The organism is Halomonas sp. 5021 (genome assembly GCF_036663435.1).
GTDB lineage: Bacteria > Pseudomonadota > Gammaproteobacteria > Pseudomonadales > Halomonadaceae > Vreelandella > Vreelandella janggokensis.
Genome location: NZ_JAXOVU010000008.1, coordinates 12,569 through 38,055, shown reverse-complemented (window position 1 = coordinate 38,055; position 25,487 = coordinate 12,569). Strand labels below are relative to the sequence as shown.

The 25,487-nt window shown below is 58.8% G+C and carries 34 protein-coding genes; 6 read left to right on the top strand and 28 right to left on the bottom strand.

Features of this window, described 5'->3' with window-relative positions:
* Window positions 1–122: 122 nt before the first annotated feature.
* Entirely contained in the window at window positions 123–1,433 is a 1,311-nt protein-coding gene (locus tag R3F64_RS13375) for a Y-family DNA polymerase (RefSeq protein WP_332611950.1), read from the bottom strand.
* 116 nt (window positions 1,434–1,549) lie between these two features.
* On the opposite strand from R3F64_RS13375, the gene R3F64_RS13370 reads away from it, so the two are divergent.
* Window positions 1,550–1,900: a hypothetical protein gene (locus R3F64_RS13370; protein WP_199283645.1), complete on the top strand. Its 351-nt coding sequence runs from the start codon at window positions 1,550–1,552 to the stop codon at window positions 1,898–1,900.
* 184 nt (window positions 1,901–2,084) lie between these two features.
* On the opposite strand, the gene R3F64_RS13365 is transcribed toward R3F64_RS13370, so the two are convergent.
* The 3 genes from R3F64_RS13365 to R3F64_RS13355 all read right to left on the bottom strand — a co-directional run bounded on the left by R3F64_RS13365 (window position 2,085) and on the right by R3F64_RS13355 (window position 4,389).
* On the bottom strand, window positions 2,085–2,831 hold the full coding sequence (locus tag R3F64_RS13365) for an HNH endonuclease (RefSeq protein ID WP_332611947.1): 747 nt from the start codon (window positions 2,829–2,831) through the stop codon (window positions 2,085–2,087).
* Between the two features lie 104 nt (window positions 2,832–2,935).
* Window positions 2,936–3,949, bottom strand: a complete 1,014-nt coding sequence (locus tag R3F64_RS13360; RefSeq protein ID WP_332611945.1) for a phage late control D family protein — start codon at window positions 3,947–3,949, stop codon at window positions 2,936–2,938.
* Window positions 3,946–4,389 carry a phage tail protein gene (locus R3F64_RS13355; protein WP_332611943.1) on the bottom strand — a complete coding sequence of 148 codons (444 nt, stop codon included), beginning with the start codon at window positions 4,387–4,389 and terminating at the stop codon, window positions 3,946–3,948. The genes R3F64_RS13360 and R3F64_RS13355 overlap by 4 nt, the downstream gene beginning before the upstream one ends.
* On the opposite strand from R3F64_RS13355, the gene R3F64_RS13350 reads away from it, so the two are divergent.
* Complete coding sequence (locus tag R3F64_RS13350) at window positions 4,388–4,783, top strand: hypothetical protein (protein WP_332611941.1); 396 nt, start codon at window positions 4,388–4,390, stop codon at window positions 4,781–4,783. The genes R3F64_RS13355 and R3F64_RS13350 overlap by 2 nt on opposite strands.
* On the opposite strand, the gene R3F64_RS13345 is transcribed toward R3F64_RS13350, so the two are convergent.
* The 5 genes from R3F64_RS13345 to R3F64_RS13325 are packed head-to-tail and all read right to left on the bottom strand — an operon-like array spanning window position 4,780 to window position 9,496.
* Complete coding sequence (locus R3F64_RS13345; protein WP_332611939.1) at window positions 4,780–7,362, bottom strand: phage tail tape measure protein; 2,583 nt, start codon at window positions 7,360–7,362, stop codon at window positions 4,780–4,782. The genes R3F64_RS13350 and R3F64_RS13345 overlap by 4 nt on opposite strands.
* On the bottom strand, window positions 7,346–7,489 hold the full coding sequence (locus tag R3F64_RS13340; protein ID WP_082925995.1) for a GpE family phage tail protein: 144 nt from the start codon (window positions 7,487–7,489) through the stop codon (window positions 7,346–7,348). Before R3F64_RS13340 ends, R3F64_RS13345 begins: the two co-directional genes overlap by 17 nt.
* Window positions 7,490–7,515: 26 nt before the next feature.
* Window positions 7,516–7,824, bottom strand: a complete 309-nt coding sequence (locus R3F64_RS13335; RefSeq protein ID WP_332611936.1) for a phage tail assembly protein — start codon at window positions 7,822–7,824, stop codon at window positions 7,516–7,518.
* A 58-nt stretch (window positions 7,825–7,882) separates the two neighbouring features.
* Window positions 7,883–8,395 carry a phage major tail tube protein gene (locus tag R3F64_RS13330; RefSeq protein WP_332611934.1) on the bottom strand — a complete coding sequence of 171 codons (513 nt, stop codon included), beginning with the start codon at window positions 8,393–8,395 and terminating at the stop codon, window positions 7,883–7,885.
* Between the two features lie 9 nt (window positions 8,396–8,404).
* The gene (locus R3F64_RS13325) at window positions 8,405–9,496 is read right to left on the bottom strand and encodes a phage tail sheath protein (RefSeq protein ID WP_442908831.1); all 1,092 of its coding nucleotides are present in this window, start codon (window positions 9,494–9,496) and stop codon (window positions 8,405–8,407) included.
* Between the two features lie 248 nt (window positions 9,497–9,744).
* Here R3F64_RS13325 and R3F64_RS13320 point away from each other — a divergent pair, with 248 nt between their 5' ends.
* Both R3F64_RS13320 and R3F64_RS13315 read left to right on the top strand, forming a co-directional pair.
* Entirely contained in the window at window positions 9,745–10,587 is an 843-nt protein-coding gene (locus R3F64_RS13320) for a hypothetical protein (protein ID WP_332611931.1), read from the top strand.
* Between the two features lie 67 nt (window positions 10,588–10,654).
* Window positions 10,655–11,284, top strand: a complete 630-nt coding sequence (locus R3F64_RS13315) for a hypothetical protein (protein ID WP_332611929.1) — start codon at window positions 10,655–10,657, stop codon at window positions 11,282–11,284.
* Between the two features lie 73 nt (window positions 11,285–11,357).
* On the opposite strand, the gene R3F64_RS13310 is transcribed toward R3F64_RS13315, so the two are convergent.
* The 18 genes from R3F64_RS13310 to R3F64_RS13230 all read right to left on the bottom strand — a co-directional run bounded on the left by R3F64_RS13310 (window position 11,358) and on the right by R3F64_RS13230 (window position 21,314).
* A complete protein-coding gene (locus R3F64_RS13310) occupies window positions 11,358–11,897 on the bottom strand; it encodes a DUF4376 domain-containing protein (protein WP_332611927.1) in 540 nt (179 codons plus the stop codon).
* Between the two features lie 2 nt (window positions 11,898–11,899).
* On the bottom strand, window positions 11,900–13,096 hold the full coding sequence (locus tag R3F64_RS13305) for a phage tail protein (protein ID WP_332611925.1): 1,197 nt from the start codon (window positions 13,094–13,096) through the stop codon (window positions 11,900–11,902).
* Window positions 13,086–13,718 carry a phage tail protein I gene (locus R3F64_RS13300; protein WP_332611923.1) on the bottom strand — a complete coding sequence of 211 codons (633 nt, stop codon included), beginning with the start codon at window positions 13,716–13,718 and terminating at the stop codon, window positions 13,086–13,088. The genes R3F64_RS13305 and R3F64_RS13300 overlap by 11 nt, the downstream gene beginning before the upstream one ends.
* Complete coding sequence (locus tag R3F64_RS13295; RefSeq protein WP_332611921.1) at window positions 13,711–14,640, bottom strand: baseplate assembly protein; 930 nt, start codon at window positions 14,638–14,640, stop codon at window positions 13,711–13,713. The genes R3F64_RS13300 and R3F64_RS13295 overlap by 8 nt, the downstream gene beginning before the upstream one ends.
* Entirely contained in the window at window positions 14,637–14,978 is a 342-nt protein-coding gene (locus tag R3F64_RS13290) for a GPW/gp25 family protein (protein WP_332611919.1), read from the bottom strand. Before R3F64_RS13290 ends, R3F64_RS13295 begins: the two co-directional genes overlap by 4 nt.
* Window position 14,979: 1 nt before the next feature.
* The gene (locus R3F64_RS13285) at window positions 14,980–15,177 is read right to left on the bottom strand and encodes a hypothetical protein (protein WP_332611917.1); all 198 of its coding nucleotides are present in this window, start codon (window positions 15,175–15,177) and stop codon (window positions 14,980–14,982) included.
* Window positions 15,177–15,692, bottom strand: a complete 516-nt coding sequence (locus R3F64_RS13280; protein ID WP_332611915.1) for a phage baseplate assembly protein V — start codon at window positions 15,690–15,692, stop codon at window positions 15,177–15,179. The genes R3F64_RS13285 and R3F64_RS13280 overlap by 1 nt, the downstream gene beginning before the upstream one ends.
* Window positions 15,693–15,753: 61 nt before the next feature.
* The gene (locus tag R3F64_RS13275) at window positions 15,754–16,212 is read right to left on the bottom strand and encodes a phage virion morphogenesis protein (RefSeq protein ID WP_332611913.1); all 459 of its coding nucleotides are present in this window, start codon (window positions 16,210–16,212) and stop codon (window positions 15,754–15,756) included.
* Window positions 16,202–16,696 carry a phage tail protein gene (locus tag R3F64_RS13270; RefSeq protein WP_332611911.1) on the bottom strand — a complete coding sequence of 165 codons (495 nt, stop codon included), beginning with the start codon at window positions 16,694–16,696 and terminating at the stop codon, window positions 16,202–16,204. The genes R3F64_RS13275 and R3F64_RS13270 overlap by 11 nt, the downstream gene beginning before the upstream one ends.
* Entirely contained in the window at window positions 16,659–16,904 is a 246-nt protein-coding gene (lysC, locus tag R3F64_RS19410) for an Rz1-like lysis system protein LysC (protein WP_442908830.1), read from the bottom strand. Before lysC ends, R3F64_RS13270 begins: the two co-directional genes overlap by 38 nt.
* Complete coding sequence (gene lysB / locus R3F64_RS13265; protein WP_332611910.1) at window positions 16,804–17,226, bottom strand: Rz-like lysis system protein LysB; 423 nt, start codon at window positions 17,224–17,226, stop codon at window positions 16,804–16,806. The genes lysC and lysB overlap by 101 nt, the downstream gene beginning before the upstream one ends.
* Window positions 17,223–17,723, bottom strand: a complete 501-nt coding sequence (locus R3F64_RS13260; protein WP_332611908.1) for a lysozyme — start codon at window positions 17,721–17,723, stop codon at window positions 17,223–17,225. The genes lysB and R3F64_RS13260 overlap by 4 nt, the downstream gene beginning before the upstream one ends.
* Window positions 17,713–17,916 (bottom strand): hypothetical protein, encoded by a 204-nt coding sequence (locus R3F64_RS13255; protein ID WP_332611906.1) that lies wholly within the window; start codon window positions 17,914–17,916, stop codon window positions 17,713–17,715. The genes R3F64_RS13260 and R3F64_RS13255 overlap by 11 nt, the downstream gene beginning before the upstream one ends.
* Before the next feature lie 50 nt (window positions 17,917–17,966).
* The gene (locus R3F64_RS13250) at window positions 17,967–18,173 is read right to left on the bottom strand and encodes a tail protein X (RefSeq protein ID WP_066317157.1); all 207 of its coding nucleotides are present in this window, start codon (window positions 18,171–18,173) and stop codon (window positions 17,967–17,969) included.
* Window positions 18,170–18,640, bottom strand: coding sequence for a head completion/stabilization protein (locus R3F64_RS13245; protein WP_332611903.1), 471 nt, complete (start codon window positions 18,638–18,640; stop codon window positions 18,170–18,172). The genes R3F64_RS13250 and R3F64_RS13245 overlap by 4 nt, the downstream gene beginning before the upstream one ends.
* 108 nt (window positions 18,641–18,748) lie before the next feature.
* Window positions 18,749–19,429, bottom strand: a complete 681-nt coding sequence (gene gpM, locus R3F64_RS13240) for a phage terminase small subunit (protein ID WP_199283618.1) — start codon at window positions 19,427–19,429, stop codon at window positions 18,749–18,751.
* Window positions 19,430–19,439: 10 nt separating this feature from the next.
* On the bottom strand, window positions 19,440–20,486 hold the full coding sequence (locus R3F64_RS13235) for a phage major capsid protein, P2 family (RefSeq protein ID WP_332611901.1): 1,047 nt from the start codon (window positions 20,484–20,486) through the stop codon (window positions 19,440–19,442).
* 15 nt (window positions 20,487–20,501) lie between these two features.
* On the bottom strand, window positions 20,502–21,314 hold the full coding sequence (locus tag R3F64_RS13230) for a GPO family capsid scaffolding protein (RefSeq protein WP_332611899.1): 813 nt from the start codon (window positions 21,312–21,314) through the stop codon (window positions 20,502–20,504).
* Between the two features lie 155 nt (window positions 21,315–21,469).
* Between R3F64_RS13230 and R3F64_RS13225 the strand changes: the two genes are divergently transcribed.
* Together R3F64_RS13225 and R3F64_RS13220 are read left to right on the top strand one after the other, a co-directional pair.
* Window positions 21,470–23,248 carry a terminase large subunit domain-containing protein gene (locus R3F64_RS13225; protein ID WP_332611897.1) on the top strand — a complete coding sequence of 593 codons (1,779 nt, stop codon included), beginning with the start codon at window positions 21,470–21,472 and terminating at the stop codon, window positions 23,246–23,248.
* Entirely contained in the window at window positions 23,245–24,291 is a 1,047-nt protein-coding gene (locus R3F64_RS13220) for a phage portal protein (protein ID WP_332611895.1), read from the top strand. Before R3F64_RS13225 ends, R3F64_RS13220 begins: the two co-directional genes overlap by 4 nt.
* Window positions 24,292–24,373: 82 nt before the next feature.
* On the opposite strand, the gene R3F64_RS13215 is transcribed toward R3F64_RS13220, so the two are convergent.
* The gene (locus R3F64_RS13215; RefSeq protein ID WP_332611893.1) at window positions 24,374–24,934 is read right to left on the bottom strand and encodes a hypothetical protein; all 561 of its coding nucleotides are present in this window, start codon (window positions 24,932–24,934) and stop codon (window positions 24,374–24,376) included.
* Window positions 24,935–25,487 lie beyond the last annotated feature (553 nt).

Genomic DNA, 25,487 nt, shown 5'->3' with positions numbered 1-25,487 from the left:
CCCTCTCGGGATGGATGTTCTTGAAAGGGTGGGATTCTAACGTCTCTTGGCCGAGTAGGCACACCCTCGTTGCGTTATTTCTTTATTTCATGATTGAAACACATTTTAATACCTCGCTGCCTTCATGGCCAGGCTGATTTTTTAGCCGCCACCTCATCCGTGTACGCCCGCATCAGCTCATCCCAGTTCGTCGTGTAACGGGGGCTGCGGTGGGCGCAGCGTAGGTGCCAGGGGGCGTTCTTTTCCGGTAGCCCCAGGCGGACTGTACCCTTTCCCATCTTCTCGTTGAGCGCGTCCATGGTGGCCATTAGCTTGTGGCTGCGCTGGCGTTCTTCTTCCGTTTGCGGGGTGTCCATCAGGCTGAGCTGCTGGCGATTTTCGTCGGTCAGGTCGAGCATCATCACGCCTGCCTTCTTGTAGCCATATTTGGGCCGGTAGATCTTGCGTAGCGCCTCCTGGGCGGCGTGGAGAATGTCGCGAGTGTCCTGGCTCGGGCGCTCCATTTCCACCACTAGGCTGGGCGAGTATTGAGGCAGGTCGGGCCGGAAGCGGTCGGTTTTGAGAAACACCAACACGGCGCGGGCGAGGCTTTGCTGTTCGCGTAGCTTTTCGGCGCCGCGTTGGGCGTGCTGGCGAATGGCGCCCTGTAGGTCTTGCAGGTGCGGCGTGGGGCGGCCGAACGATCGGCTGGTCATGATGCGCTTCTTGGGTTCGTGCAGGTCGTTCATTTCCAAGCAGCTGATGCCGCGCAGCTCCAGTACCGTGCGCTCCATGTTCACCGAGAACTTGCGCCGCAGGCGCTTGGCGTCGGCCTCGCGGAGATCCCAGGCGGTTTTGATGCCGAGGATCTGCAGGCGCTCGTTCAGGCGGCGGCCAATGCCCCATACATCGCCTACCTCGATCTGTTGCAGCAGGTGTTTGGCCTCGTCGCTATCCGCATGGAAGATACACACGCCCGGGTAGCCGGGGTGCTTTTTGGCGATGCGGTTGGCCAGCTTGGCCAGGGTGTGGGTTGCCGCCACGCCCACGCACACAGGAATGCCGGTGTAGCGGTGGATTTTCCAGTGCAGGCTCTTGGCATGTTCCAGCAGCGCCTCGGGCGTGAAGCCGTCCATGCGCACGAACATCTCATCGATGGAGTAGGGCTCCACGCCAGCGGTTTCCTGCTCGAGGGTGGCTTGTACGCGATGGGACATATCGCCGTAGAGCTCGTAATTGGATGAGTAGAGAATAACCTCGCCGCGGTCCACCAGGTGGCGGACATGGTGCGCCGGGGTGCCCATCTCCACGCCCATGGCTTTCAGCTCGTTGGACCGGGCCACGATGCAACCGTCGTTGTTGGACATGATGCCCACGGCGCGGCCGTTGAGCCTGGGATTGAACACCCGCTCGCAGCTCACGTAGAAGTTGTTGCAGTCCACCAGCCCGATCATTTTTGCCTCCTGATACTTGTGTAAGACTGCTTATTTATACAGTATTGGCTACAGGGAAAGCGACAGGCAAACGCTAATGTACGTCGCCAAACATCGAGCAAGCACAGGGGGAGAGAATGCGAGTGACTTACTTGGGGCCAGCCGTGGTGGGCATTGATCATCCGGCGGTAGCGGAAATGGACAGGCGAAAATTTACCCCGAGCTGTTTTCTGGTGGAGATTAGCGAGGAAGCGCATCCAGGCGGGCCGTTGATGGAAGGCGACGTGCTGGTGGTGGACGAAGCGCGCTCGCTTGGCCACGCCGATCTGGTGGTGGCTGAGATAGAAGGCGAGTACCGACTGTTTAAATCCCATCGCGCTGGTAGCCGTTGCCGGTTGTTGCCACCCAACGGCGGGCAGGGCTACTTTGTGAACGCGCAGCAGTTCAAGGGGGTGGTGGTCAGGCAGGCGAGGTGCTGGGCCGTGTAAGCGATTTCTTACACGCGCTGTGGGTAATGGCTTACATCATCCTGAGAAGAAATTTGCCACTCTGAGGGTGTCGCCTTGAAGCACGCGGGACGGAATCCGGCTCGTCAGAAGGATGCGGCATTAAGAACCCCCGGCCATGGAATGGCTGGGGAGTTCCAATAAAACAGTGAATAATAGATATTTACTATATTGAGTTGGTATAGTTTATGAAATCGTTATAAGTTTCAACAAGTAAGGCTATTGTAGATGCTGCGGGGTCGTTGAAATGTATATTTCCTTCATTATCCTGCCATGTTGTTAAATCAACAATGCATGGGGTACTGTCATAACCCTTAGGTAGTTGTGAGTCCAGTACATTGAAAATACGTATTATTTCTTGCTGCCGTAGCTGTAATCCTTCCTCATAGCACCAGTCGCTAGACCTATTATTCCACTGGTTTGCGATGGATTTTCGACATTGATTTACTATTTCAAGTCTAAGCTCATCACTGACTATCGCAATGTTTTGAAAGTCCTTATTAAAATTTAGTAAACTAAGCTTGTTTATTGTTGTTTTCATATTTTCACAAAATCTGATTGCAGTCTTAACCTCAGTTCGCCAATCAAATCCAATATAGATAGGTTGGTTGCCAGTCCCTTTTTGTTTAATTCGCTTAATTGCTTCTTCTTTCCAACTGTATAAGAGTTCAGGTGTAAAAGAATGTTCATATCTGTCAATTTGACGATGACACATAGGGCATAGCCAAATGCCGTTAGATGCAGAATTGCGCTCGTTTTCATTTTGATTTTCATCATAGCGGGCCTGACCCGGTTTTTCGGCTTTTATATGAGCAGCATCACCTTGGTTAGGATGTCCACATGAATCATCAACTATGCCAGCATAGTTATTGCATGTTGGCCTTGAACAAAAACCGCCTACTTCGTGGCTCAACTGTCGCCGTACAGATTGGCTGAAAGGCATTGTATCCCCTAATGAATATTCTATAAGTATTGGATTGCTAGTAACTTAGCATTAGCAAAGTATTATTGCATTCCCTATGAATTCTTATCCTTTCTCTCAATAACCTCACACCTTACCTGCGTCCCAAAGCCCCCATCATTCAGCGAGTGCACCACCTCTGTCGCAAGCCATTCGGTCTCATCGATCTCCGGCTTGTAGCCCTGCGTGGTGACAGTGGCCTCGGGGGTTAGGCGCGCATCGCCACGCGCCAGGGTGAGCTCGAATTCTGCCACGCCGCGCTGGATGCGTTGCCATTCGGCGCGGGCGGCGTCCAGGGCGTCGGCTTCGGTGGCATGGGTGGGGCGCAGCTGTTTGGCGTTGTCGTCGCTGCCAGCCAGTACGGTTTGGCGCTCGGCGCTTTGGGTGTCGTTCCAGTAGGCTTTTACGCCGCTGTAGGCGTCGCGGTCGGTGATGCTGTAGCGGTGCTGGTCGCCATCGCGGCGGGTGAGGGGCACGCGGGGCATGGGGTTGCCGCTGGCGGTGAGCGCTTCGCCGGCGACGGTGAACAGCATGCGCCCGGCCTTGATGGTGGCTATGGCGTCGAACCGCTCACCCAGGCGGGTAAGGAAATTAAGATCCGACTCGTCGGTTTGGTCGATGTGGGCGATGCGTCGCTCGCCGAGCTGTGTGGCCACCACGGGCGTTAGGTCGTGCCGGGCGGCAATGGTGCTGATGATGTCGAGCAGGGTGATGTCGTGCCAGCTTTGCGTGCGTTTGCTGGGAAGCTGGCCGCGCATATCTGCCGAACGGGCGCGGAGGGTGAGCTTGTCCGGCGTGCCGCTGTGCTGCACCTCGTCTACCGTGAAGCGGCCTTTGTCCACCAGCCCTTCTTCCTCCCAGCCGAAGGCGACCTCCAGCGCCGCGCCGCGTGAGGGTAGTTCCAGCTGGCCGTCGTGATCTGAGAGGGTGATATCCAACTGGTCGGCCTCCATACCGCGCTGCTCGCGCAGGGTGAGGTTGATCAACCGGCCGTTGATGCGCGGGGTGATGTCCTGGTCGCCCAGGGTGATGCGGTAGCTGGGCCGGGGGTAGCCATTGAGAGCGTTCATGCGTAGGCCCCGGCCAAACGCGCTGCCGCCGAGAGCGTCAGGCGGCCGATAAGATCGGTGCGCTGATCGTCAACGTGCTCGAGCGTTACGACGAAGTCGATTTTCTCCGCGGCGCCGTCACGGAAAAAGTGCGTGGAGGTTTCTTCGACCCGCGTGACCACCCAGAGGCCGTATTGCCGCCCGGTGCCCTCGACCAGTGGCCAGGCGCTGCCCTGGTCGGCCATCTCACGCAGCTCATCGAGGCTGAGCCGCCCGCCGGTGAAGGTGGGTAGCAGGGTGCCAGAAAGATTAATGGTATCAGCGCCTTGGCCGATGTACTGGAACGCGGGACGATCACCCACGCGAGATTGGCTGGCGTGCCGCCATTCGGTGATCCTCTTTAGTTCCTGGTAGGGGACGGAGCGGGTTTCAAATACGAACATACCTAGGGCCATTAGCATGAGTAGATCTCTTTCAGTTGGATATTACGGCGGTTTAGCCACAGTGGTGATCGTCTTATTTGTATTCATCGCATCATTTCTAAATGAGAGTAAGACGCTTGCGATGGATATCATCATTGAAGCAAATCTCGACGGACTATTCTTATTTGTTGGTGCTGTGATTGGCGTTACGAGCAGAGGGCAGCCGTTCAAACATCGCCATGCCCAAATGTCACTACTTGCTGGTTTGGGAATGGCCATGATCGATTTCTTCCTCACTGGAATGGGAGACTCGCTGCAGGATAATGAGCTTCTTTTCCTGATCGGCAACAGTGCTGCTCTAATGTTTTACGGTCTCATGGTCCTGCTCGTTATCGGTACATACTTGGCATTCAGTCTTCCTGATCAGGATTAATCGATATCCCACAACGATGAGCGGCGCCGCGCTTGGCTCTCGCGTTGGGCGTTGGCCAGGGCCCGTTCCACTTCCTGGGCGACGTATTGGGCCAGTTGGCGTTCGTCCATGCCCTGGGCGGGCGTTACGCTGATGTTGATATCACCCATGCTGAAGCCGCTGCCCGTTTGGGCGCTGGCTTGGGTGAGCGGCGGGCGGTTATCAAACTGAATGGGCGCTGGCTGCTCGATGGCGGGCATGGCTGCAGCGGGTAGGGCAGCGGTGCCCAGGGCCAGCCCGGCACCGGCGCGGGTGACGCGTTTGGCGATCTCCTGAATACGCCTGGCGGGTTCATCACGCTGGGCGTCAAGGCCTTTGTTCAGGCCATCCACCGTGTAGCCGCCCAGCTGGGTAAACACCCGGGAGGGGCTGTTGATATCCAGCACGTCGGCAAACCAGCCTTTTACGCTACCGGCCATGTCGGTGACGCGGTTGCGCAGCTCGCCGAGTTTGCCGCTTAGCCCGCCGATGATGCCGCCGACAATAGCGTTGCCTAGAGAGCCGAACTGCTCAGGGATCTCGACCCCCAGCGCCGAGAGCGCCGTGGTAATGCCCTTGTAAAGCAGGCCCAGCGGCGACCAGTTCACCAGCAGCTTGGCCACGCCACCAATTCCGTCACTAAACGCGGCTTTGACCTGCTGCCAAAGCCCCTGGAAAAACGCCTTGATGGGTTCCCAGTAGCGATAGATGAGGTAAGCCGCCGCGGCGATCGCGGCTATGGCGATGCCGATGGGGTTGGCAAGGAAGAACATGGAGACGGCCCGAAACACGCCGCCCAGCCACATCATGGCTTTACCGGCGGTGAGCAGCTGCGGCCCCACCAGGGCCATGCCGTAGCGCACCATGGCGATGGGGCCGAGAATCGAGGCGAGCATCAGTGTCAGTGCGCCCCCGGCGGTAACCATTACGGCCAGCCCGGCGGCTACCTTGGCGAGGGTACCGGCCAGCCGTGGGTTTTCGTTGATCCAGGCGCCTACGCCACGGGTAATGGCGGTGACGCGCTGAATGAGGTCGCGCAGCGGGCCGTTGTTGGTCTCGGTGATCGAGATGCCGATTTCATCCCAGACGCTGCTGAGCGATTTGAGGTCACCGCCGATGTTATCGGCCATGGTTTTCGCCACGCGGGCGTTCTCACCAGCTGAGTTGCTGAGGATCTCGGTAAACTGCTCGATCCCGGCGCTGCCTTGCTGTGCGATTAGCTCGGCCATCCCCGCGCCGGGTTCTTCTCCGAAGATCTCTTTCAGGTAGGCGGCGCGATCGGCGTTGCCCATTTCTTCCGTGGCGCGGGCCACATCGGCGAGGATCTTGGGCACGTCGCGCAGGTTGCCCTCGGCGTCCTTGGCGTTGACGCCCAGGTCTGCCAGTGCCCCGGCGGCGGCGCTGGTGGGGGCGGACAAGCGCGTGACCATGGCGCGCAGCGTGGTGCCCGCCTGGCTGGCCTGAATGCCCACGTTACCCAACAGGCCCGCCATGGCGGCGGATTGTTCCAGCGACATGTTCATGGCGCGGGCCTGGGGGGCGACGTACTTCATCGACTGGCCGAGCATTTCCAGGTCCACATTGGCCCGGGTGGTGGTGGCGGTGAGCACGTCGCCCACGCGGCCCATCTGGTCGGGGTCGAGACCAAAGCCGGAGAGAATATTGGAGGAGATATCCGCCGTGCGGCCGAGATCCGTGCGGTTGGCCAGGGCGAGGTTGAGCATGTCCGGCATGGCGGCCTGGATCGCCTCCGGACCAAACCCGGCCATGGCCAGGTAGCCTTGCGCGTCGGCGGATTGCCCGGCACTGAACGCGGTGGAGGCCCCCAGCTCCCGCGCCTGCTGGCGTAGCGCCTGGAAGCGTTCGTCGTCTGCGTCCATGCGAGTCAGCGCCTGCACGCGAGACATCGACTCGCCATAGGCCACACCAGGGGAAAGCAGGCGTGCCCCGGCATACAGGGCCGCACCGCCGCTGGCCGCCATGCCCGCGCCGGTACCGGCCATGTTGTTGCGCATGCTCATGGCGCGGTCGTACTGGCCGCGTGCGCGGGCGGCGTTACGCTGCTGCTCAGCCAGCCGCTTCAGCCGTTGCCGCTGCTCATCCACCACGGTGTTGGCCTGGCGGATATCGCTGGAAAGGCGGCGCTGATCGCGGGCGAGCTGGCCGGTGCTGACGCCGTTGTCTTTCAGTGAGGTGCGCAGCCGGTGCAGCTTCTGGCGTTCGTCGTCGTAGCGCTGGGTCAGCCGGCGGGCCTGGCTGATGGCCTTTTGGCGCTCGGCGGTGAGGGCGGCGGTGTCACCCTGGTTATCTTGCATCTGCTGCGAGAGGCGGCGGATACGGTCCTGCTGCTCGCGTAGCGCGCTGGCGGTATCGGTGGATTGGCGAGACAGGGTACGAAAGGAGCTGACGTCCTTCTGCGTGGCTTGCAGCTGCTTCAGGCGGTCGCGGTTTTCGCGCATGGCCTGGGAGGCGCCCGCCGATGCGCGGTCGATGGAGCGCAGCGGGCGGGTGGCCTGGTCAACAGCGTTGAGAATTACCTGAAGTTTAAGATCGCGTGCCACGCTGGCTCCCGCTTTCCGTTGGTGTGCTGCGCTTACGCGCTCGTTCGCGCCATTCCATTAGCTCGCGCAGGCTAAAACCGGCGCAGTCCTCCGGTGACCAGTGGAAGACGATGGCGAGATCCGCCATCGCGTCTTCTACTTGCCCGGGTAGGTTTATTCGCTCTCGCCCTTGGCCCGCTTCGTCAGCAAAAAACCGGCGATTTCACCGCCGCATTGCACGAGATCTGCCGGGTCCATCTGGCGTACCTCGGCAGCGGTAAGGGAGGGGCTGGAAAGGCGCGGTACCAGCGTGATCAGCGCGTCGGTGTTCATCTGCAGCACCTCGGCCAGCGAGACGCCGCGCAGCTCGCCGGAGGTGGGTTTACGCAGGCGCAGCTCGGTGATCTCGGTTTCGCCTCGGGTGAGTGGGGTATCCAGCGTGATGGTGGAAGCGATGGCTTGGGTAACGGCAGCTTTGGTCATGGGGTCGTCCTAATGTGTGAGTGAAGTGCGGGAATGGGAGCGGTTTAAATACCTGTCTTCAAATGCCTAAGCGTTGCCGGCGACCGGCCAGGCGGTCTTCGCCGTTGACCTTGAACATGCCGTTGACCAGGTCGATCTCGATCTTGGTGGTGCCATCGATGGCCAGCTTGTAGTAGCTGAGCGTGCTGGTGACCTGGTGCTCGGTGTTCTCACCGGCCTGGGCGTCGCCCATATCGATTTCGGTGTGGCGGCCGCGCATGACCACCTCGACGGCGGAGGCGTCGTCCACGTCGTCGCGCTCGTAGCTGCCGGTCATGCGGAGCATGTCGGCGTCGATGCGGGCGGTGCCGAAGTTATCGAAGATGCTTTCGACCAGCCCGCCCACGGTCCATTGAACGGTGAGCAGGCCGTCCTGGCCCAGGTCGATGCCGACGGGGCCATCCATGCCACCGCCGCGCCATTCTTCGATCTTGCGGGTGAGGGTGGGCAGGGTGATGGCCTGCACGATGCCCTGCCAGCTGTCGCCATTGCTGAACAGATTCAGGTCTTTGAGCTTTTTGGGGAGTGCCATGGAAAATCCTTACGAAGTGGCCGCAACGCGCTCGGCGAAGTCGGCGAGGTACGAATCGGTAATGCGCTGCAGGAAGCCGAGATCCTCGAGCGGCGGCACCGGGGTGTAGTCGTAGTCGATGCGCAGCTTGCCGGCCTTGAGCGAGGTCTGGGTATTGAGCTCTTCGTTCAGCCAGGCGTTGGCATCGACGATCAGCCCGAGGTTTTTCAGCTCGCGGAATTTGGCGTTGAGGCCTTCGATGATGTCCCGGGCCAGCGAGGCATGCAGGGGCTTGTCCACCGCCCACAGGTGCGCTTCCGCCACGGTGTCGGCGATGATCTGCGCGGTGCGGGTGTAGTTCTCGAACGGGTAGAGGCTTTCCGGCCCGGCGCAGGTGCGCGAGCCCCAGAAGCGATAGCCGTTCTGGTTGATCAGCGTGGTGACATCCGCCGCATTGAGCAGGCCTGCATCGGTATTGGGCGATTGCAGATCCCAGAACACGTCTTTACTGATGCCGGTCACGCCGTTGACCACCACGTTACTCAGGGTTTTGTGCCAGCCCACGGTTTGATCAAGCTGGGCGCGCAGGCCAAGGGCAATGGCCACTGGGCAGAGGGTGGTGGTGTCGGCGTCGTCGGTATCGAACGCCTCCCACTGCGGCCAGATCGGCATCAGCTCTCGGGCGCCGAACTCATCGCGGTAAGCAATCACCTCGGACACCGTCTCGCAGCCGTGGGCGTAGAAGTAGCCGAAGGCGCGCAGCTTCTGGAGTACCGAGACCATGGCGGTGACCACCGGCTGGGTATCCAGGTACGGCACGCCGATAATGCGCGGCGTGACACCCAGCTTTTGCTTGGCGGTTAGCAGCGCCTGCAGGCCGGTGCGCTGGCCGGTTTCCGTGGTGGTGCCCGCCACGTTGGCGGTGGTGGTTTCGTCGTCCATGCCTTCTTCGACGCGCACCACGACGATGATCGGCTTGGCCTGCTGGCTAATGGCGGTAAGGGTGTCTTTCAGCGTGCCCTGGGTACCGGACTTGCCAATGGCGGTATCCACATTGGTGACCAGGGCCGGGCGGTTGAGGGGGAATGTTTTGTCATCGGCATCCGGCGCGGTGCACACCACGCCAATAACGGCGGTTGAGACCGTGCGGATGGTACGGGTGCCGTCGTTGACTTCCGCAACGCGCACGCCGTGGTGGTATTGATCGAGTGCCATGGTGGCTCCTGCGCAGGTTCACAAGAAAGGTGAATTCACGCAGGTATCGTGCGGGGTCTTGGGGCAGGGTGTTAGCAGCGCTGGGGGTGAGTGGGGCGGTTTACACTGTGGGGTGTGGTAAGGTGCGAGGAAATGATTGTTAAGGGAATGTTGGGATGGATAAAGAAGTAAAGAAGGTAAGTTATAAATGGTTAGCGATCGGAGTTGGTGTCACCGCTCTAATAGCTGTAGTGGCTTATATTTGGAATTTTTGGAGTTGGCCCCCTTCACAGAAACCAGCAGATTGGGCAGATTTTGCGACTTATATTTCGGGGACAGTGGGTGTCGCTGCGGTAGTGGCAACGCTGATAGCTTTTGTGATTACGCTGAGACAGCAGAATAGGTTGATAAATAGTCAGGGGGAAATGATCGATAAACAAGAAGAGCAGTTAGACGTCAGTAAGAATCAGTTGGCTTTGTCAAGGCAAAAAGAAAAATTGGAAATGGTTTATAGAAATTCATTTCAAGTTTTGCCAATTATGGTTGATGCATTATGTGCTAAAAGTGAAAAATCTTTTCCGTATTATGTGAGTTTTGATAAAGATAAAGGCGGTGAGTGTGTTGTTTTTTTTCAGAATTTAGCATATTTAGGCGCGGCTCGGTCTATTCATAATTTAGGCCAAGCTTTAATAGGAGAAGAAGTTACCGCCAAAGATGTAATGTTGTTCGTTGATGATTTTTACTCTGAGGTAAAAGAAATTTTTGAGTTTTCTTTTAAGCAAGTTGCTGAGAGTGATGACTTGTATTATGTGGTGGATGGGTTTCTTAAAAGGGAGGTGCAAGTCGGTGTGGATGCATGGTTTTATTTTAAATGCTATTATGCATATCGTTCTGGGCTTAATGATTTTGAATTTTGTGAAAAAGCAAAGAAGTATTTGAAGCTGAATGATAATTTTAGTGGCTACGTGCATAACTGGCATGTTTTGGGTAGAAATGTTGCTATGAAAATTAGTGAGTGATATTTCTTACGGAAAAAGCTAGTTAAAATAGTATTGTCATGAATTATTTGAGATAAGGAAACCTGTTTTGCAACGCTTAAAAAAGTTGGTTTTTATTTGTGGTGTTGTGCTGATAGCAGCTTTTGGTCCCGGCTTGTTAGAGAATGGGTTCTATTTTTCAAGTTGGCAGTCTGATTGGGTCCAGGCTTTTTCTGCAACAGTTGCAGTGATCGTGGCACTTTTACTCCCAATGTATAGGGATTACAAGAACGATAAGAAGGTCGAGTCATCAAAGAAGGATTTGGAGACCATTGCTATTTTTGCGATTTACCATGAGGCATTTAAGCTTAGAGATTTTTTTAAAACTGTGTATGGTTATCTCGAATCCAGCGAGTATGATAAACTCAAACATTACCTCTCTCAAGAGAATGAGCTAACTGGTAATGGTTATGGACGGTTTGATGTGTCCTCTGCGCTTGGTTGTAAATATGCAGCGCATTATTATATGGCTTTGACAAGTAAGATGCAGTTAAGAAGTGATGCTTTAGAGATCCTTGACTTAATAGCTCATAAAAATGAGTTTGGTGTTATTACATATAATCCTAAAAGGGCGGTTGTAGAGATAAATGAAATAGAAAGGCTGGCTAAAAAGGGAGTTAGGATTAGCGAGCTTCTTAAGAACGAGACTGAAGCAAGATCTCGCAGTATTGAGCTGTAGCGCTAGAAAAGTGATTTATGATATACGCCCGCTGAATGCGAGCGTTATATTCTCAATAGATTTTAGATAATGTTCACCAGACGACAGCCTTAATCCCCTCCCGATCCTCGGCCTTCAGCGCCACATCAATCGCGTCCTTCCGCTCCCAACTATGATCGTAAATGTCCTCGATATGAGCGAGCGCGTCCTTGGTCAGCGTGTACATCTCATTGGGGGTGAGGTAGCGGGTGACGTTTTGCTCCCCGCGAAATTTCATCACTGGCTCGGTGATTCCTTCCTCAATAGCTGATTCGGCTTTGGCGCGTAAGCCCAGCAAGTTGATTTGATCCTGAGGGCGGGTTTGCACAACGTCCGGCTCGCCAGCGATGTCTCGGGGCAGGCCTTCAGCAAAGGCTGCATCGCGGGCGGCGTCGATCTCGGCGCGTTTCTGGGTTGCAAGTTCGTTGATATCTGGCGCTGGGGGCGCTGAAAATTCGCCGTTCTCGAATCGCCAGCCGATCGCTACATTACGTCGACCATCGAATTTCTCCCAGTGCATGCTGGGGTGAAAGCGACCGGCGGGGTCGTGTTGTGTAATTTCAGCTACGTGCTTGCCATCAATTCTTGCCCACATACTTAAAACCTCACCGTAATAATGCCATTTCCACCTGCTCTCCCTGATCCTTGGAGATTTCCTCCACCTCCAGAACCATGTGTGGCCGCTTCCCCGGCGTTTGAGGCGCCGGTTGTTCCGCCTCGCCAGTAAGATGCACCACCAGTTCCCCCATAAGGTGAGAAAGCTGAAGGTGTATTGGCATTTATAGTGGCGTTAGTACCATCCCCACCGGGGATATTTATGTCTCCCCCTACTCCAGCTGGAGCTCCAGTGTTTGCACCAGTTACTAGTCTGCCCCCGATACCTCCCGGAGCCGATATTAATTCTCCGAAACTTGATGAACTGCCATTGTTGCCAGGGCCAGTTGAGATTTTCTCATCGCCACCGGCACCGATGGTGATTTCGATGGTTGAAATGCCAGTTAAATCAACCAGACCAAGACTTGTCGCCCCGGCACCACCACCTGTGCAAAAAGATCCAGATCCAGATGCACCCCCGGCACCGCCCCCAGTCACTACGACGAAAGCTTTTCGTAAACCTTGTTTAAGCACCTCGGGGACAGGCCAAGTGATAATGCCTGGTGTTTCAAAAACTGCGATGTTCTGAAAGCCGTCTGCTGCGAAATTGCCCAGCGCAGCGAGTGCCTCGGATACTTTCGTTGCATTGGGTGCCTGGGCAATGGGGACGCTGAGGATGATTTGATCATCCGTATGGGCCTCGTCGTCGTCCTCATGCTGGCGACGTTGGATATCGACATACTCTCGGGTGGCCAGCACCACTGCCGGGTCGACTTTCAGCTCCACGTTGGCGGTGTTGCTCAGGATGAGGTGCATGCGCACCACTTGATTACGGCCAGAGCCTTGCGCGAGCAGGGGCTTGTAGCTGGGCGGGCAGTTGGCTACGGCGACGAAGTCGCCATCCTCGTCTTCAATGCCCAACTCGCGTATCCACCAACCGCCAATGTTGGGCGGCAGCACTACCTCGGCGATCAGAATGCCGGGGTTATCCGGGTCGATGGATAGTTGATTGATGGCGGCGCGGTGTACCTGGTTAACCAGCTGGGTCTGGTCAGCGTCGGGTACCGGGTCGCTGCCGTTGGCATCGCCCAGCAAAAGGTGAGTGAGCTTCCAGGGCGTTTTCAGGGCATTGGCGTTGGCTTGCTTGGCTTCCCCAACGGTGGTGAGAAAACCGCCGAACGTAGAGTTTTCATCGATCATGGAGGTAGACATCCAGCGTGTCGTGGAACAAGGGGGTGAGCGCGTGCGTGGTAAGGCACTGCACGTGCAGGTCGGGCGTTTGCCAGGGCAGTACCTCGAGGGTGTCGCCATCGAACATGGCCACACCCACATGGCTGGTAACGCGGGTGCTTAGGGTGATATCCAGCCCGGTGATGTGACGGGTGAGCGGCTTGGCGTCGTCGATCAGACGCTCGAGCTCCTGGTACATGGCGTCGGTAATGCCGTTATCCAGCACGCCGATGCGCAGCGAAAACGTGCCGCGTTGGCCTGCCGGTTCGGTCTCCCACCACTGGACCACCTCGAGCAAATACCCCAGCGGCTCGACCACCCGGCGCAGCGCGCTAATGGTGCCTTTGCGCTTGTGCACCGCCCAAGAGGCGCTGACCACGTCGCGCTTGGTAGCGGTGGTCCAGGCCGGGTCCCAGCGGTCGACGCTGAGCGCCCAGGCCAGATAGGGCAGCAGATGGGCGGGGCAATCGTAGGGATTCCAGAGTTGGCGAAGTGGTACCGGGACGTCCTGAATTTCGGCCAGCGCCTGGGCGGCGGCGCGTTCCAGCGGCGTGCTGTTGGCAGGCAGCAAGGGGCGGCGTTGGTCAGTCATCGCTACCCCCGATGCGCAGGCGTTTATCCGTACAGCGCGCCGCCTGGGTGGGGCTGATGATCAGGTGCTCGGCGGGCTTGATCAGGTTGACGTGTTCGACCCCTTCTACGTGCAGCGCGGCCTTGATCGCATCGCGGTAGATGCTGACCCCCAGGCGCCGACGTTGGCGATGTTGGGCTTCAATAAAGCGCGCCAGGCGGTCATTGGCGGCGGTGAGAATCGGTTCCTGGGCGGTGTCGGCGTCGTCGTACAGCTGCAGCTCGGCGTCGATCTCATAGTCGATGATCTCGGCGGATTGCACCGTGACCCGGTCGCCCAGCGGGCGCACATCTTCCGGCGTGAGGGCGGCCTCGACGATATCAAGCAGGGGCTGGCTGGCGGTGCCGTTTCCCTCGCGAGAAAGAATGATCACCAGCGCCTCACAAGGCTCCGGCGACAGGGCGCGGGCATCGGCCACGCGGCCGTCCGCCGAGCGGGCGTGAAATTCATAGGCACCGCGTGGCCCGGCGATACTCAGGCCTTCCCACGCTTCCTGGGTGCGCAGGCGCAGGTCGGTGTTGCGCTCGTAGGTCGGCGGGATAGGCGGCGAGGCGTCTGGGTCGCCGGGATCGATCATCAGCCGTTCCACCTCATTGTTGGCGGCCAGATGATCGAGGTCTTCGTCCTCTGCGTAAGCAAGCATGACGCCGCGGGCGGCTTCATTGACGCGCTGGCGTAGCAGCAGCTCCCGGTAGGCGTTTTCTTCCAGCAATTTGACAAGCGGCTCGGATTCCAGCGTGAGCAGCTCGGTGATCGTTTCGCGCTCGTCTTCAGGGTGGAGCGCCACTAGCCGCGCTTTGCGTTCGGCGAGAATGGTTTCAAAGTCCAGCGGCTCGATCACGTTGGGCGGTGGCAACTGGGAGAGATCGATCGGCGTGCTCATTGGATGGGCACCTCCATGTCGAACGTCTCACCGGTGGCCACCTGCTGGGCGGTAATGCTGAGGGTTAACCGGCCGGGTCGCGTCGTGCTGACCTGGCGGGTGATGTGTTGCACGCGCAGGCGTGGCTCCCAGGTCATCAGTGCGACCACGGTGGCGGAGTAAACGCGCAGTACCGTGGGGCCGTTGAGCGGCTGGTCGATCAGCTCCGGCAGTAGCGAACCATAATTGCGGCGCATGACCCTCGAGCCTAGCGGGGTGGTGAGAATATCCTGCACCGACTGCGCCAGGTGTTGGCGTTCGTTCATTTGGCGGCCGGTGGTGGCGTTCATCCCGGGCATGCTATTGCACCTTGTACGTGCCGGAGGAGCTGCCACCGGTGACCGGTACGGCGGCGTTACTCTGAATTTCATCCACCACGGCATTGGCGATGGCTTCGGCCATGCGATTCACCCAGCTGTGCTGGCCCGAAGCGGTCGCGCCCTGGGCCTCCATTTCGCTAATGATTCGACCTTTTAGTTGGGATTTGCTGAGCGCCATTATTTGCCTGCCTTGACCGTTGAGCTGCCATCGCCATGCGGGTTACCGGTGAAATGGCAGATGTGCTGTTGCGTCACCACGCCGGTGCCCTGGTTGTGCTTGATCAAGGGCGCATCCACCGTGACGGTGCCGGTGGCCTTCACCTCAATGGGCCCCACGCAGTCGATAAACAGCCGATGCTTGGCATGGTCGTACTCGACTCGGGAGCCATCGGGCAGCCAACGGCCGATCACGTTGTGATTGCTGGAAGGGGCTGGATGCGCGTTTGAGCAAAGGCCGGCCAGCACCACCCCGGCAGCGGGGTCACCGCCGGGGGAGAAAATAATCACCTGCTCGCCCACCGTGGGCGGGTCCCAGTCCCGCGTGGTCCCGGCGCGTGCTTCCAGCCAGGGCAGCCAGTCGGTCAGCAGATCGCCTGCTTTGACGCGTACCCGGGCAGCGAAATGATCCACCTCGGCGATGGTGCCGGTGCGGATCAGGTTGTGGAGCAGGCGGAGAAGTTCGGGAATATTCATGCCGCTATCGTGCGGCGGCAGGCTTTGAAGGCGAAGCAGTGGCGGGTGTGAGTGGTGCGGTTTACACCGAGTCCAGATGGGTAAGCACTGAATCCAAGATCAGCTCGCGATCCAAGTGGGTAAAACCCAGCAGCTCGCGCTGGGCGTATTCCACGCGAGGGCCGTCGCGGCTGACGCGATCACGCAGGCCGTATTGGTGGGTACGCGCAATGCGGGCGATGTTGCCAAAAAAGCCGACCATGGCAGTGTCGCTGCGGGCCGTGGCCTTGAGCCACTTGGCGGTGGAGAGCTTGCTGAACATGGCGCGGCGGCGAATATGGCCTTGTTTGGCCCGCCACGTTTGCGGCTTGCGGGGGGTGTAGGGCGTGCCGTCCGGGTTGGTTTGGGCGCGGATGCGCTCGCGCTGACTGCGCCGAAGATCCCGCGCCACGCGCTGGGCGAGTACCCTGCGTTGTTTGGCATCGAGCTGAGACAGCAGCGGGCCGACCCAGTCTTCCAGGGCGTCCAGGTTATCCGCCATGCGGGCCTTCCCATTCGGCGGCCAGGGTGTAGTCGGTATCAGTCGCGCTATCGCGCATCAGCAGTTGCCAGCGGGGACTTGGGCAGCCGGTGACCTCAAAGCGTGGTAGGGCGTGGTCGATCTTGATCTGGCCGGTGTCGCAATCCACCTTGGCGAGCACCCGTTCGGTGAGTTTGACGCGCAGGGCGACGTCCACCGATTGATGGCTGAGGATCTCGGCTTCAAAACTGACCGCCTCATTGGGGTCGGCATCCGGCTGGTACTCGGCCAGCCATTGGAGCAGCGGCACAATGATGGTGTCGAGATCCGCGCTGAAGTCGGTGAGCACTAGCTGGGCGGTGAACTGGTATTCGTGGGTGAGGTTGGGGCCACGGTGAAACTCGATACTGCCTTCTTCCACAAAGGTGAGCAGCCGTTCGGGATCGTTGACAAGCGCAGGCACGGCGTTAATCAGGTGGGCGCGTAACCGGTGCAGCTTTTTCATCGGCATCCTCATGGCAGGCAATGATGGCGTCGACCTCGGCGGCGCACTGCGCCCAGGCGGTCTCGGTGCGTTCTAGCTGCAGGTGTAGCTCGCCGTTGGTTTGCGGGTTACTCGCGGGCAGGCTGCAGGGGCTGGGGGTCGCGCATTGATTGATGGTAAGCACTGGCGCCGGTGATGGCGGGGCGCTTGCGCAGGCGGATAACAGCATCAGGCAGGCGAGTGCCAGCCCAAGCGCGCAGGGCTTGGTTTTCACGTTGCAGCTCCTCGATGGTGGCAAGGCGGTTGGAGGCAGTGCGGGTGAGCGCTGCCTGCTGTTTGGCCAGGGCGCGGCGCTGCTTGGCCTGTCGGCGAGCGTTATCCCATAGCGAGTCAATGATCACCTGGTGTTGGGCTTCGCGCTGCTGGGATTCGGCCAGGCGTTGCTCGGCGAGATCGGCCCGGGACTCGGCGGCGGTGCTACGCTGCCAAAGCGCCCAGGTCACCAGGATGACTAAGCCGAGGATGACAAGCGCGGCGGTCAGGCGGGTCATGGCGTTGGCTCCTCTGTTTGCTTGGCAGCGTTCACCCCGGCCAGACACAGCTCGCGCTCCGTGGCGCGGCGGTTCACCAGCCCTTTGAGCTTGCGGCCCTGGGCGTAGACCCAGCGGGGTAGCTCCTGACAGGCGCCGCGTAGGTCGCCCTGGTTGAGTTTGCGCAGCAGGGTGGAACGGGCAAACGCGCCTTCGCCGACGTTGTAAACGAACGAGGCCAGCGCGGCCCGGGTAGGGGCTGGCAGTTTGATCTGGGCGTGGCGATCCACGACCTCAAAGGCGTGGCCGAGATCCGCCTTCAGCAGCTCGGTGCATTGCTTTTGGCTGAGCGTTTGCCCCATGCGAGCGGTGGCGGTGTGACCATAGCAGATGGTCGGAATGCCCACCGGGTCCTGATAGGCGGTGGGCTCGTAGCCTTCGTAAAACGACACCACGGCGGTGGCGATGCTGACGGCGCCGGCGGCAAGGCTGACGCCAATACGTGTTTTAAGACCCACGGCGGTTCTCCCAGTATTCACGTAGGCGGGTGATGTAGCGCGGTACCAGCAGGCCGATTTGCAGGGCGAGGTACAGCAGCGTGAGCACCGTGACCCAGTCGGCCGGGGTCATGCCGCCAACGTGCATCATCGAGACCACGGCGGGCGGGGTGGCTTTGACGCTCTCGGTGGTGATTTCAAAGGGCTGGCTCATGCGGGCCTCAAGCAGATGATGGGGTGCGCGTCAGCGGGCGCAGCAATGTATTAGTCCCACAGCCGCACGGTTTGGCGGCGTGGCGGGGCGGTGGCGTTGGGCAGCTTGACCGGTGTGCCCTGGGGCAAGGCGGGGCCGAGGTCGGCAAGGCCGGGATTGGCGGCCAGCACCTGTTCGGTAATGCCTTGGGTAAACCCCACGGCGCGGTAGCACAGGGCATCCAGGGTTTCGTTTTGGCGAGCGTGAAGCGTTTTCATATCAGCTCGACCGTGCTGTGCGGGCGGCCTTCGATCTCGCTGATCGCCCAGGCGGCATCGCGCCGGTAGCTATCGGCGGGGTCGGCAAGCTGTTCGCCGCGCTCGCGGGCGCTGTTGGTGGCGTCATAGTCGGCGTAGCGCTCTAGCAGGCTGGCATGGGCGGTGGAGAACACGGCACGGTGATACAGGCCGAGGAAAACACCGGGTGCCTGCCAAACGGGGACGGGGATGTCGTCTACCGTGGGATAACCCGCGTCGACCTTTTCCGCCTGCCAGTGGCGCAGCATGCGGTTCACCGTGGCCATGGCGGCCAGCAGTGCGCCTTCGATGCGGGCGCTGGTAATGGTGCTATCCAGCCGGTGGCGTTCGCGGAAGTCGCTGGGTGGAATGTCCGGCCAGAAGCCGTTGTTCTCGATGGTGCTTTCAGCGGTGTCGCGGGTGGTGCCTGCCGAGATAAAGCTGCTCATCGGTTCCCTCTATCAATAAAAGGGGGTGGGCGGCGTTCGAGCGGCCGCGTTAAAACGCTTGGCTCTTACGTCGCGCCCCCTGACGTCGGCGGTCGACTCGGTTGGCCGCTAGCCCTTGGGCTGCGCGGCAGCGTTCTGTTTCAGTTCCCGTTCCAGGCGTTCGAGGTCTTTCTTCACGCCAATGCGCTCGTTGAGGGTTAAGGCGCGCTCGAGCGTGGCCTGGGCGTTTTCCAGCTGGCCATTGGTGCGTTGGGCGTAACCCAGGGCCTTGTGGAGCTTGGCGCGGATCTGGTCGTGCATGTCCGCCTCGCGGGTGAGTGCTTCGACGCTGACCAGGTGCTCGAGGAGGGCGACCGTATTGGCGTCTTCGTCGTCCAGCTGTTTGAGGGCCTGGTCGGCGACTTCCTCAGCGATGATGGCGGCGGTACCACGCTCGAACTGATCCGGCGGGGTGAGGCCGTGGGAAATCGCGTAGTGGGCGATCGCAATGGCCCCGGCAAGGTCGCCGGCGTCAATACGCCAGAGCATGACGCGCATCAGCACGTCGTCCTGGGCGCCTTTGCCCGCTTCCAGCACCCCGGTGACATACTCGGCGTACTTGGGCAGGATCTCGCGCTTGATCTCGGCCTTGCGCTCCATCGACTGGGTGGATTTAAGGCGGCGGTAGTCTTCAAACAGGGCGGCCTGCATGAGCTCGTAGGCATCGCCCTGCATGGGTTGGTCGCCCGCATCAGCGGCCGCCTGGGCGGCGCTGACGCGTTCAAAGTGTCGGCGAGCTGGGCTGGTCATCGGTTCTCCCTTAGCCGTTGAGGGCTTTGTCAGACAGCTCGATGTTCTCGACCATGCAGCCCGCGCCGAAGTCTTCCACCACGTAGTCGTCGTTGGAGGACTCGTAGTTTTCGACGCGATTACGCTTGGGGTTCTCTGTGACGTAACGGCGGCGAGCGCCGTTCTGCCAGTAGATCGAGAGGTTATCCAGGGTGGTGACCATCAGCGCGTTGTCGGGGAAAAAGGGCAAGTCCATGCCTTGTAGCCCGCCGATGCGCTTCTGGCTGATCACCAGGTCGGCGGCCAGCTGCTCGGAAGGCGGCAACTGGTTCAGCAGCGGGAAATATTTATCCGACATGAGATTGCGGCCGAGAATCACCACTAGCCCCGGTAAGCGGCGGAACCACGGGGCAATCATGCTGTTCACCACGTCGTAGACCAGGGCATCCAGGGTGGCGTAGTCGCCGACGATGCCCGGTTCGGTTTCGTTGGGCGTTGGGTCGATCAGCACTTTGCCGTTGGTCTTGCCGCCCTGCATCACTCGCGCCGGGGACTGGGTGCGGTAGTGCTCAAGCCAGCCAATATTCACGTCTTCAAGCATTGGATTGGCGGCAGGGTCGGTTTGGCTGGCGGCCGAGGTGCCGTTGAAGCCGATCATCATTCGATCCAGCGCCTGCTGGCGAACAATCACATCGCGGACCATGGCCTGGAAGTTGGGGAACTTGGCCCAGGCGTCCAGCTTGGCGTAGCTCAGGTGGGTGTCGAATTCGGTCATTCGGCACTCGTAGCCTTGAGCGTCCAACGTGGTGAGATCGCGAGTTTTGCGATCCTGGTTGTTGACGTTGGTGCGGGCGGCGATGGGGCCGGTAACACCCAGGGTGAGTTTTTCGCCTTTCAGCTCATCCACGCCCACCATGTTGATGCGCGAGAGGAAGTCGCTTGATTCCTGAATGCGCTTTTCCAGCCGCTGCTGAATGGTCGGATCGACGGCGAATTTCTGGGTGGCGTCCGGGACGCCGTTGAGCTTCGCCACCTGGCTGGCGAAGTTGTTGAAGTGCTTGCGGGTATCGTTGCGCATGGGCGTTGGCGTCTCTTAGCAGTCGGTTTCGATGGTGCCGTCGTTGCCGGTAGCGGGCGTGCGCGGCGAGCGGGTTGGGGTGTTGTCGAGCTGGGTGTAAAGCGCGTCGAACTCTTGCTTCAGCGTGTCGTGGGCGCTTTTGAGCTCGTTGAAAGCGGCCTGGGTGGGGCGCTTTTCGAGCGCTTCGCTCAGGGCCTGATGTTTTTCCACGAACAGGCCCAGGGTGTCTTCCAGGTCGGCCCGGAAGGCAGCAAACCCGGCGGCGGTCTTGGCATCCTGCTTTTTGAACAGCGCCTTGACGCGCTCGGCCAGCGTTGGGCCTTGCTCTTGCTGTTCTTCGCTGAAGGAGAGGTCGACTTCTACCGCCTCGGAGAAGACGTTATCCGGGCGTTGCTTGCGGGCGGCCAGCGGGGAGTTTTTGCCTTCCTGCGCGCTGAACTTGAGCATCGAGGTACCCAGCGAGGCGGGCGAGTCGGTGACCGCCAGACCCACCAGGTAGGGTTCGCCTGAACCCGCAAAGTCGAGGTCGACTTCCATGGAGGTGTAGATTTTCTGGCGCTTCTCGACCATGGCCTTGAGGTCGTCGGTAGGGTCGATCTCGGCGAACAGACCCAGCTTGCCGTCGTCATCTTCTTCGGCCTTGAGCGCGGTGACATCGCCATAGGCTTTGAAGGGGCCGTCCGGCAGGATGCCTTTCATGTGCTCCATGTTGATCCGGCAGCCGTACTTGGCGGGGTCAAAATTGGCGGCCATTTGGGTGAGCCATTCGGCGCTGATGTTGCGGCCATCGGTGGTGGCGCCTTCGGTTGCAATGCGATGCCAGGGCATGGGCGGGCCTCGGTGTCTGAAAAAGGGTCTGGGCGTTTTGGTTGCCGTCAGGTTCCGCGCACATGCCTTTGCGCTCAACACGTTACGGGTGTGAGTAGGGCGACTTACACCGAGCGGGGCAATCGTCGGCTCGCCTGCGCGGGTACGCTGGCGGCATGACGCCTCAAGCCCACATCGACGACGATCACTACCGCTTATCTGCCCGCCATCTCTATTGGATGGGGTGGCGGATTGCGCGTATTGCCGAGTTTTTGGAGCTGCCCCGGGCCACCGTGGATTCGTGGAAAAAGCGCGATGCCTGGGACGACGCCACGCCGACCCAGCGGGTGGAAGGGGCGCTGGAAGCGCGCCTGGTGCAGCTGATCTGGAAGGATCAAAAGGAAGGCAAGGACTTCAAGGAGATCGACCTGCTGGGCCGCCAGATCGAGCGGCTCGCCCGGGTGCACAAGTACCAGGGCAGCGGCAAGGAAGCCGACCTGAACCCCAACATCGAGCGCCGCAACGAAGCGCCCAAGAAGAAGCCCGCCCGTAACGATGTGGGTGATGAAGGGGTGATTCAGATTGTCGAGGCGTTCGAGGCTTCGCTGTTTGATTACCAGCGCGGCTGGTACCGGGCGGGGCAGCATGAGCGCATCCGTAACCTGCTCAAGTCGCGGCAGATCGGGGCGACCTGGTATTTCGCCCGGGAAGCGATCGCCGATGCCCTCGAGACCGGCAAGAACAAGATCTTCATGAGCGCGAGCAAGGCGCAGGCGCATATCTTCCGGCACTACATCGTGCAGTTCGTGAAGGAAGTCACCGGCGTTGAGCTCAAGGGCGACCCGATCATTCTGGCCAATGGCGCCGAGCTGCACTTTTTGGGTACCAACGCCAAGACGGCGCAGGGCTACCACGGCGATACCTACCTGGACGAATACTTCTGGATTCATGGTTTCGAGACGTTCCGCAAGGTGACGTCGGGTATGGCCATGCATAAGAAGTGGAAGCAGACCTACTTCAGCACGCCATCCTCCGTGGCCCATGAGGCTTACCCGTTCTGGACCGGTGACCGGTTCAATAAACGCCAGAAGAAAGCCGACCGGGTGAAGATCGATGTCAGCCACGCGGCCTTGAAGAACGGGGCGCGGGGGCCGGATGGCCAGTGGCGGCAGATCGTGACCATTGAAGATGCCATCGCCGGGGGCTGCGATCTGTTCGACATCGATCAGCTGCGCCTTGAGTACAGCGACGATGAGTTTGCGAACTTGCTGATGTGCGAGTTCGTGGACGATACCCAGAGCGCCTTCCCGCTGGCGATGATGCAGCGCTGCATGGTGGATAGCTGGGATGCCTGGCGGGATCTGAAGCCCTTCGCGCCGCGGCCGTATGGCGAGCACCCGGTATGGGTGGGCTATGACCCGGCGGGGGATGGCGAAGACGGCGATGGGGCGGGCCTGGTTGTCGTGGCACCGCCCAAGTCGATGGACAGCAAGCACCGCATCCTGGAACGCCATCGCCTCAAGGGCCGCGACTATGAGGCCCAGTCAGAGTTTATTCGCAGCGTCACCCACCGCTATAACGTGACCTTTATCGGTATCGATACCTCCGGCCTGGGTGAAGCCGTGGCCCAGCTCGTGGCGAAGTTCTTCCCCACCGTGACCCGTTATCGCTACACGCCGGAAATGAAGTCGCGCCTTGTCATGCAGGCGCAGCAGATCATTAACAAGGGGCGCTTGGAATTCGATGCGGGCTGGGTGGATCTAGCCCAGTCGTTCATGGCGATCCGCCGGGAGCTGACCGCCTCCGGCCGTCAGATGACTTACACCGCAGGCCGCAATAACCAGACCGGCCACGCCGATCTGGCGTGGGCCACCATGCACGCCTTACACAATGAACCCCTTGATGGCCCGGTCGATCACGGCACGGGCCGTTCCCTGATGGAGATGTTTGGATGAGCGATTCGCTGGCGGAAAAGCCTCGGGTGCGCGTGCCCGCCTACGATGTGAACGAAGCGAGCGAGGCGCCGGCACCCGCCAAGGCGGAGGCGTTCAGTTTCGGCGAGCCGACGCCGGTGATCGACGGCTATGACTTTTTCTACACCGGCTGCTGGATGCTGGGTAATGAGTGGTACGAGCCGCCGGTGGACTTCCCGGCGCTGTCTCAAACCTACCGAGCAACGGCACACCATGGCTCGGCTATCCAGGTGAAGCGCAACATCCTGGTGCGCTCGTTCATTCCCCACCCGCTGTTAAGCCGCCAGGCGTTTAGCGCGCTGGCCACCGATTACCTGGTGTTCGGCAACTGCTACCTGGAGAAGATCTACGGCCGATTGAACCGGCTGCTGGCATTGAAGCCTGCGCGGGCGAAGTACGTTCGCCGCGGGGCGGATCTCAATCGTTACTTCTGGGTACCCAACTGGTCGGAGCGTAGCGAGTTCGACGAGGGCAGCATCATCCATCTGTTGGAACCGGACATTAACCAGGAGGTGTATGGCGTGCCGGATTACCTGGGCGCGCTGCAGTCGATCTACCTCAATGAGAACGCCACGCTGTTCCGGCGCAAGTATTACCTCAACGGCTCCCACGCGGGCTTTGTGATGTACGTGTCTGACACTGCTCAAAACCAGGAAGACATCGACGCCATGCGCGAAGCGCTGAAGGAGTCGAAGGGCGTGGGCAACTTCCGTAACCTGTTCCTCTACAGCCCTAACGGCAAGAAAGACGGTATCCAGATCATCCCGATCTCTGAGGTGGCCGCCAAGGACGACTTCGCCGCGATCAAGAACATCACCCGCGACGACCAGCTCGCCGGCCACCGCATCCCCCCGCAGCTCATGGGCATCATCCCCAATAACACCGGCGGCTTCGGCGACGTGGAGAAAGCCGCCAAGGTGTTCGTCACCAACGAGCTCGAGCCGGTGCAAGCGGTGTTCAGCGAGATCAACGACCTGCTGGGGGAGGAGGTGATTCGGTTCAAGGAGTACACCCTGGAGGGGTAATGTAAAACGCCTGGATAAGCTAGGCGTTTTATCATCTGAACTGAAACTATAAAGCCGCCCACCTGGGCGGCTTTATAGTTTACTAGCTTGATCCTGGTAGGTCTGCCACAGATAGGCGTAGTTCTTTCAGTGCAATTGAATCTAATTTTAACGCTGCATCATAAAATTTTCTGGAAATTTCAATTAGCTCATCCGATTCATTTTGGTTTGCTTTTCTGGCTACTTCACTTTTCCTTGAATCCGCTGTCCTGGTAGTACAGATCAGGTTGTCAATATCGCCCTCTGGTGTCGTTCTGGATACAATATCTCCTGCTAATTCTTCGGCCACTTTATGCAGTTGACGAGCAGCAGAGTTAAGCTTTTTATTATAAAAAATATACAGGTTGGGATTGTCATTCAGTTGTTCTATGTGAAAGATATTGTCTACGATTCGTTGGGGCACGCCATTGTAGAAATTTGCATCCTTTAAGTACGTAAGATCATTGTTGGTGAATAATTTTTTAATATTTATATACGTTTTTCTATCAGCTTCGACTCGCTCTTTACGTATGCCTAAATGGTAGCTTATTAACCCAGAACCAATTAGTGCTCCTACTATTGAACCTCCAAGTCCAATAAGGGCTTGCTGAATTTCAGGCGACATTTTGTTTCCTTTAAGTTAAGCGCGTTACTACAACCGTTTATTCATATGCTATCAGCTCCAAAACGGCACTTACAGTGTATTTGACCAAGCTGGATAAAGTAGCCTGGTTGCCCCCTTAGATAACCGTAGCACCCACGGCGCGCCGTCGACTCCCCGCCCCGCCTGCGCGCTAAACCTGTTTGTTTTTATGCACCCATGCACATGCCGCAAAGCTGCGCCGCAACTAGGGTTCACGGCCTGATTGCGAGCGCTCGTTCTCATGCGGAATCCTGCGAATTTCTTCACAAAGCGGGATGGTACTGACTCAGGTTGGCTGGGGTGCTCTCAGAAGTATGGGGGTCGTCGGAAAAAGGTAATCTAGGTGATTTGGCTTTTTTTCTTACTTAAATAAATGATTTTAAACGATATTTAGATCACCCCTAAAAGGTAATAAAAGGTGATGAAAAAGGTAATATTTCCGTAAGCTGTTGATAGTAAATGGTTTTATGAATTGATTATTTCACCTTATAAAAAGGTAATGTGGTTACCTATTGATCACCTTTTTATTACCTTT

Coding starts and splice junctions, on each gene's coding strand:
- R3F64_RS13255 (WP_332611906.1), bottom strand. CDS start 17,916: ATGAGCCAGCCCTTTGAAATCACCACCGAGAGCGTCAAAGCCACCCCG.
- R3F64_RS13375 (WP_332611950.1), bottom strand. CDS start 1,433: ATGATCGGGCTGGTGGACTGCAACAACTTCTACGTGAGCTGCGAGCGG.
- R3F64_RS13235 (WP_332611901.1), bottom strand. CDS start 20,486: ATGCGCAACGATACCCGCAAGCACTTCAACAACTTCGCCAGCCAGGTG.
- R3F64_RS13220 (WP_332611895.1), top strand. CDS start 23,245: ATGAGCGATTCGCTGGCGGAAAAGCCTCGGGTGCGCGTGCCCGCCTAC.
- R3F64_RS13360 (WP_332611945.1), bottom strand. CDS start 3,949: ATGAACGCTCTCAATGGCTACCCCCGGCCCAGCTACCGCATCACCCTG.
- R3F64_RS13290 (WP_332611919.1), bottom strand. CDS start 14,978: ATGCCCGGGATGAACGCCACCACCGGCCGCCAAATGAACGAACGCCAA.
- R3F64_RS13215 (WP_332611893.1), bottom strand. CDS start 24,934: ATGTCGCCTGAAATTCAGCAAGCCCTTATTGGACTTGGAGGTTCAATA.
- R3F64_RS13245 (WP_332611903.1), bottom strand. CDS start 18,640: ATGAGCAGCTTTATCTCGGCAGGCACCACCCGCGACACCGCTGAAAGC.
- R3F64_RS13340 (WP_082925995.1), bottom strand. CDS start 7,489: ATGGCGGATCTCGCCATCGTCTTCCACTGGTCACCGGAGGACTGCGCC.
- R3F64_RS13225 (WP_332611897.1), top strand. CDS start 21,470: ATGACGCCTCAAGCCCACATCGACGACGATCACTACCGCTTATCTGCC.
- lysB (WP_332611910.1), bottom strand. CDS start 17,226: ATGACCCGCCTGACCGCCGCGCTTGTCATCCTCGGCTTAGTCATCCTG.
- gpM (WP_199283618.1), bottom strand. CDS start 19,429: ATGACCAGCCCAGCTCGCCGACACTTTGAACGCGTCAGCGCCGCCCAG.
- R3F64_RS13305 (WP_332611925.1), bottom strand. CDS start 13,096: ATGATCGATGAAAACTCTACGTTCGGCGGTTTTCTCACCACCGTTGGG.
- R3F64_RS13270 (WP_332611911.1), bottom strand. CDS start 16,696: ATGAAAAAGCTGCACCGGTTACGCGCCCACCTGATTAACGCCGTGCCT.
- R3F64_RS13335 (WP_332611936.1), bottom strand. CDS start 7,824: ATGACCAAAGCTGCCGTTACCCAAGCCATCGCTTCCACCATCACGCTG.
- R3F64_RS13275 (WP_332611913.1), bottom strand. CDS start 16,212: ATGGCGGATAACCTGGACGCCCTGGAAGACTGGGTCGGCCCGCTGCTG.
- R3F64_RS13310 (WP_332611927.1), bottom strand. CDS start 11,897: ATGTGGGCAAGAATTGATGGCAAGCACGTAGCTGAAATTACACAACAC.
- R3F64_RS13350 (WP_332611941.1), top strand. CDS start 4,388: ATGAGTAGATCTCTTTCAGTTGGATATTACGGCGGTTTAGCCACAGTG.
- R3F64_RS13230 (WP_332611899.1), bottom strand. CDS start 21,314: ATGCCCTGGCATCGCATTGCAACCGAAGGCGCCACCACCGATGGCCGC.
- R3F64_RS13250 (WP_066317157.1), bottom strand. CDS start 18,173: ATGAAAACGCTTCACGCTCGCCAAAACGAAACCCTGGATGCCCTGTGC.
- R3F64_RS13285 (WP_332611917.1), bottom strand. CDS start 15,177: ATGGCGCTCAGCAAATCCCAACTAAAAGGTCGAATCATTAGCGAAATG.
- R3F64_RS13355 (WP_332611943.1), bottom strand. CDS start 4,389: ATGCTAATGGCCCTAGGTATGTTCGTATTTGAAACCCGCTCCGTCCCC.
- R3F64_RS13295 (WP_332611921.1), bottom strand. CDS start 14,640: ATGAGCACGCCGATCGATCTCTCCCAGTTGCCACCGCCCAACGTGATC.
- lysC (WP_442908830.1), bottom strand. CDS start 16,904: ATGCTGTTATCCGCCTGCGCAAGCGCCCCGCCATCACCGGCGCCAGTG.
- R3F64_RS13280 (WP_332611915.1), bottom strand. CDS start 15,692: ATGAATATTCCCGAACTTCTCCGCCTGCTCCACAACCTGATCCGCACC.
- R3F64_RS13370 (WP_199283645.1), top strand. CDS start 1,550: ATGCGAGTGACTTACTTGGGGCCAGCCGTGGTGGGCATTGATCATCCG.
- R3F64_RS13320 (WP_332611931.1), top strand. CDS start 9,745: ATGGATAAAGAAGTAAAGAAGGTAAGTTATAAATGGTTAGCGATCGGA.
- R3F64_RS13330 (WP_332611934.1), bottom strand. CDS start 8,395: ATGGCACTCCCCAAAAAGCTCAAAGACCTGAATCTGTTCAGCAATGGC.
- R3F64_RS13300 (WP_332611923.1), bottom strand. CDS start 13,718: ATGACTGACCAACGCCGCCCCTTGCTGCCTGCCAACAGCACGCCGCTG.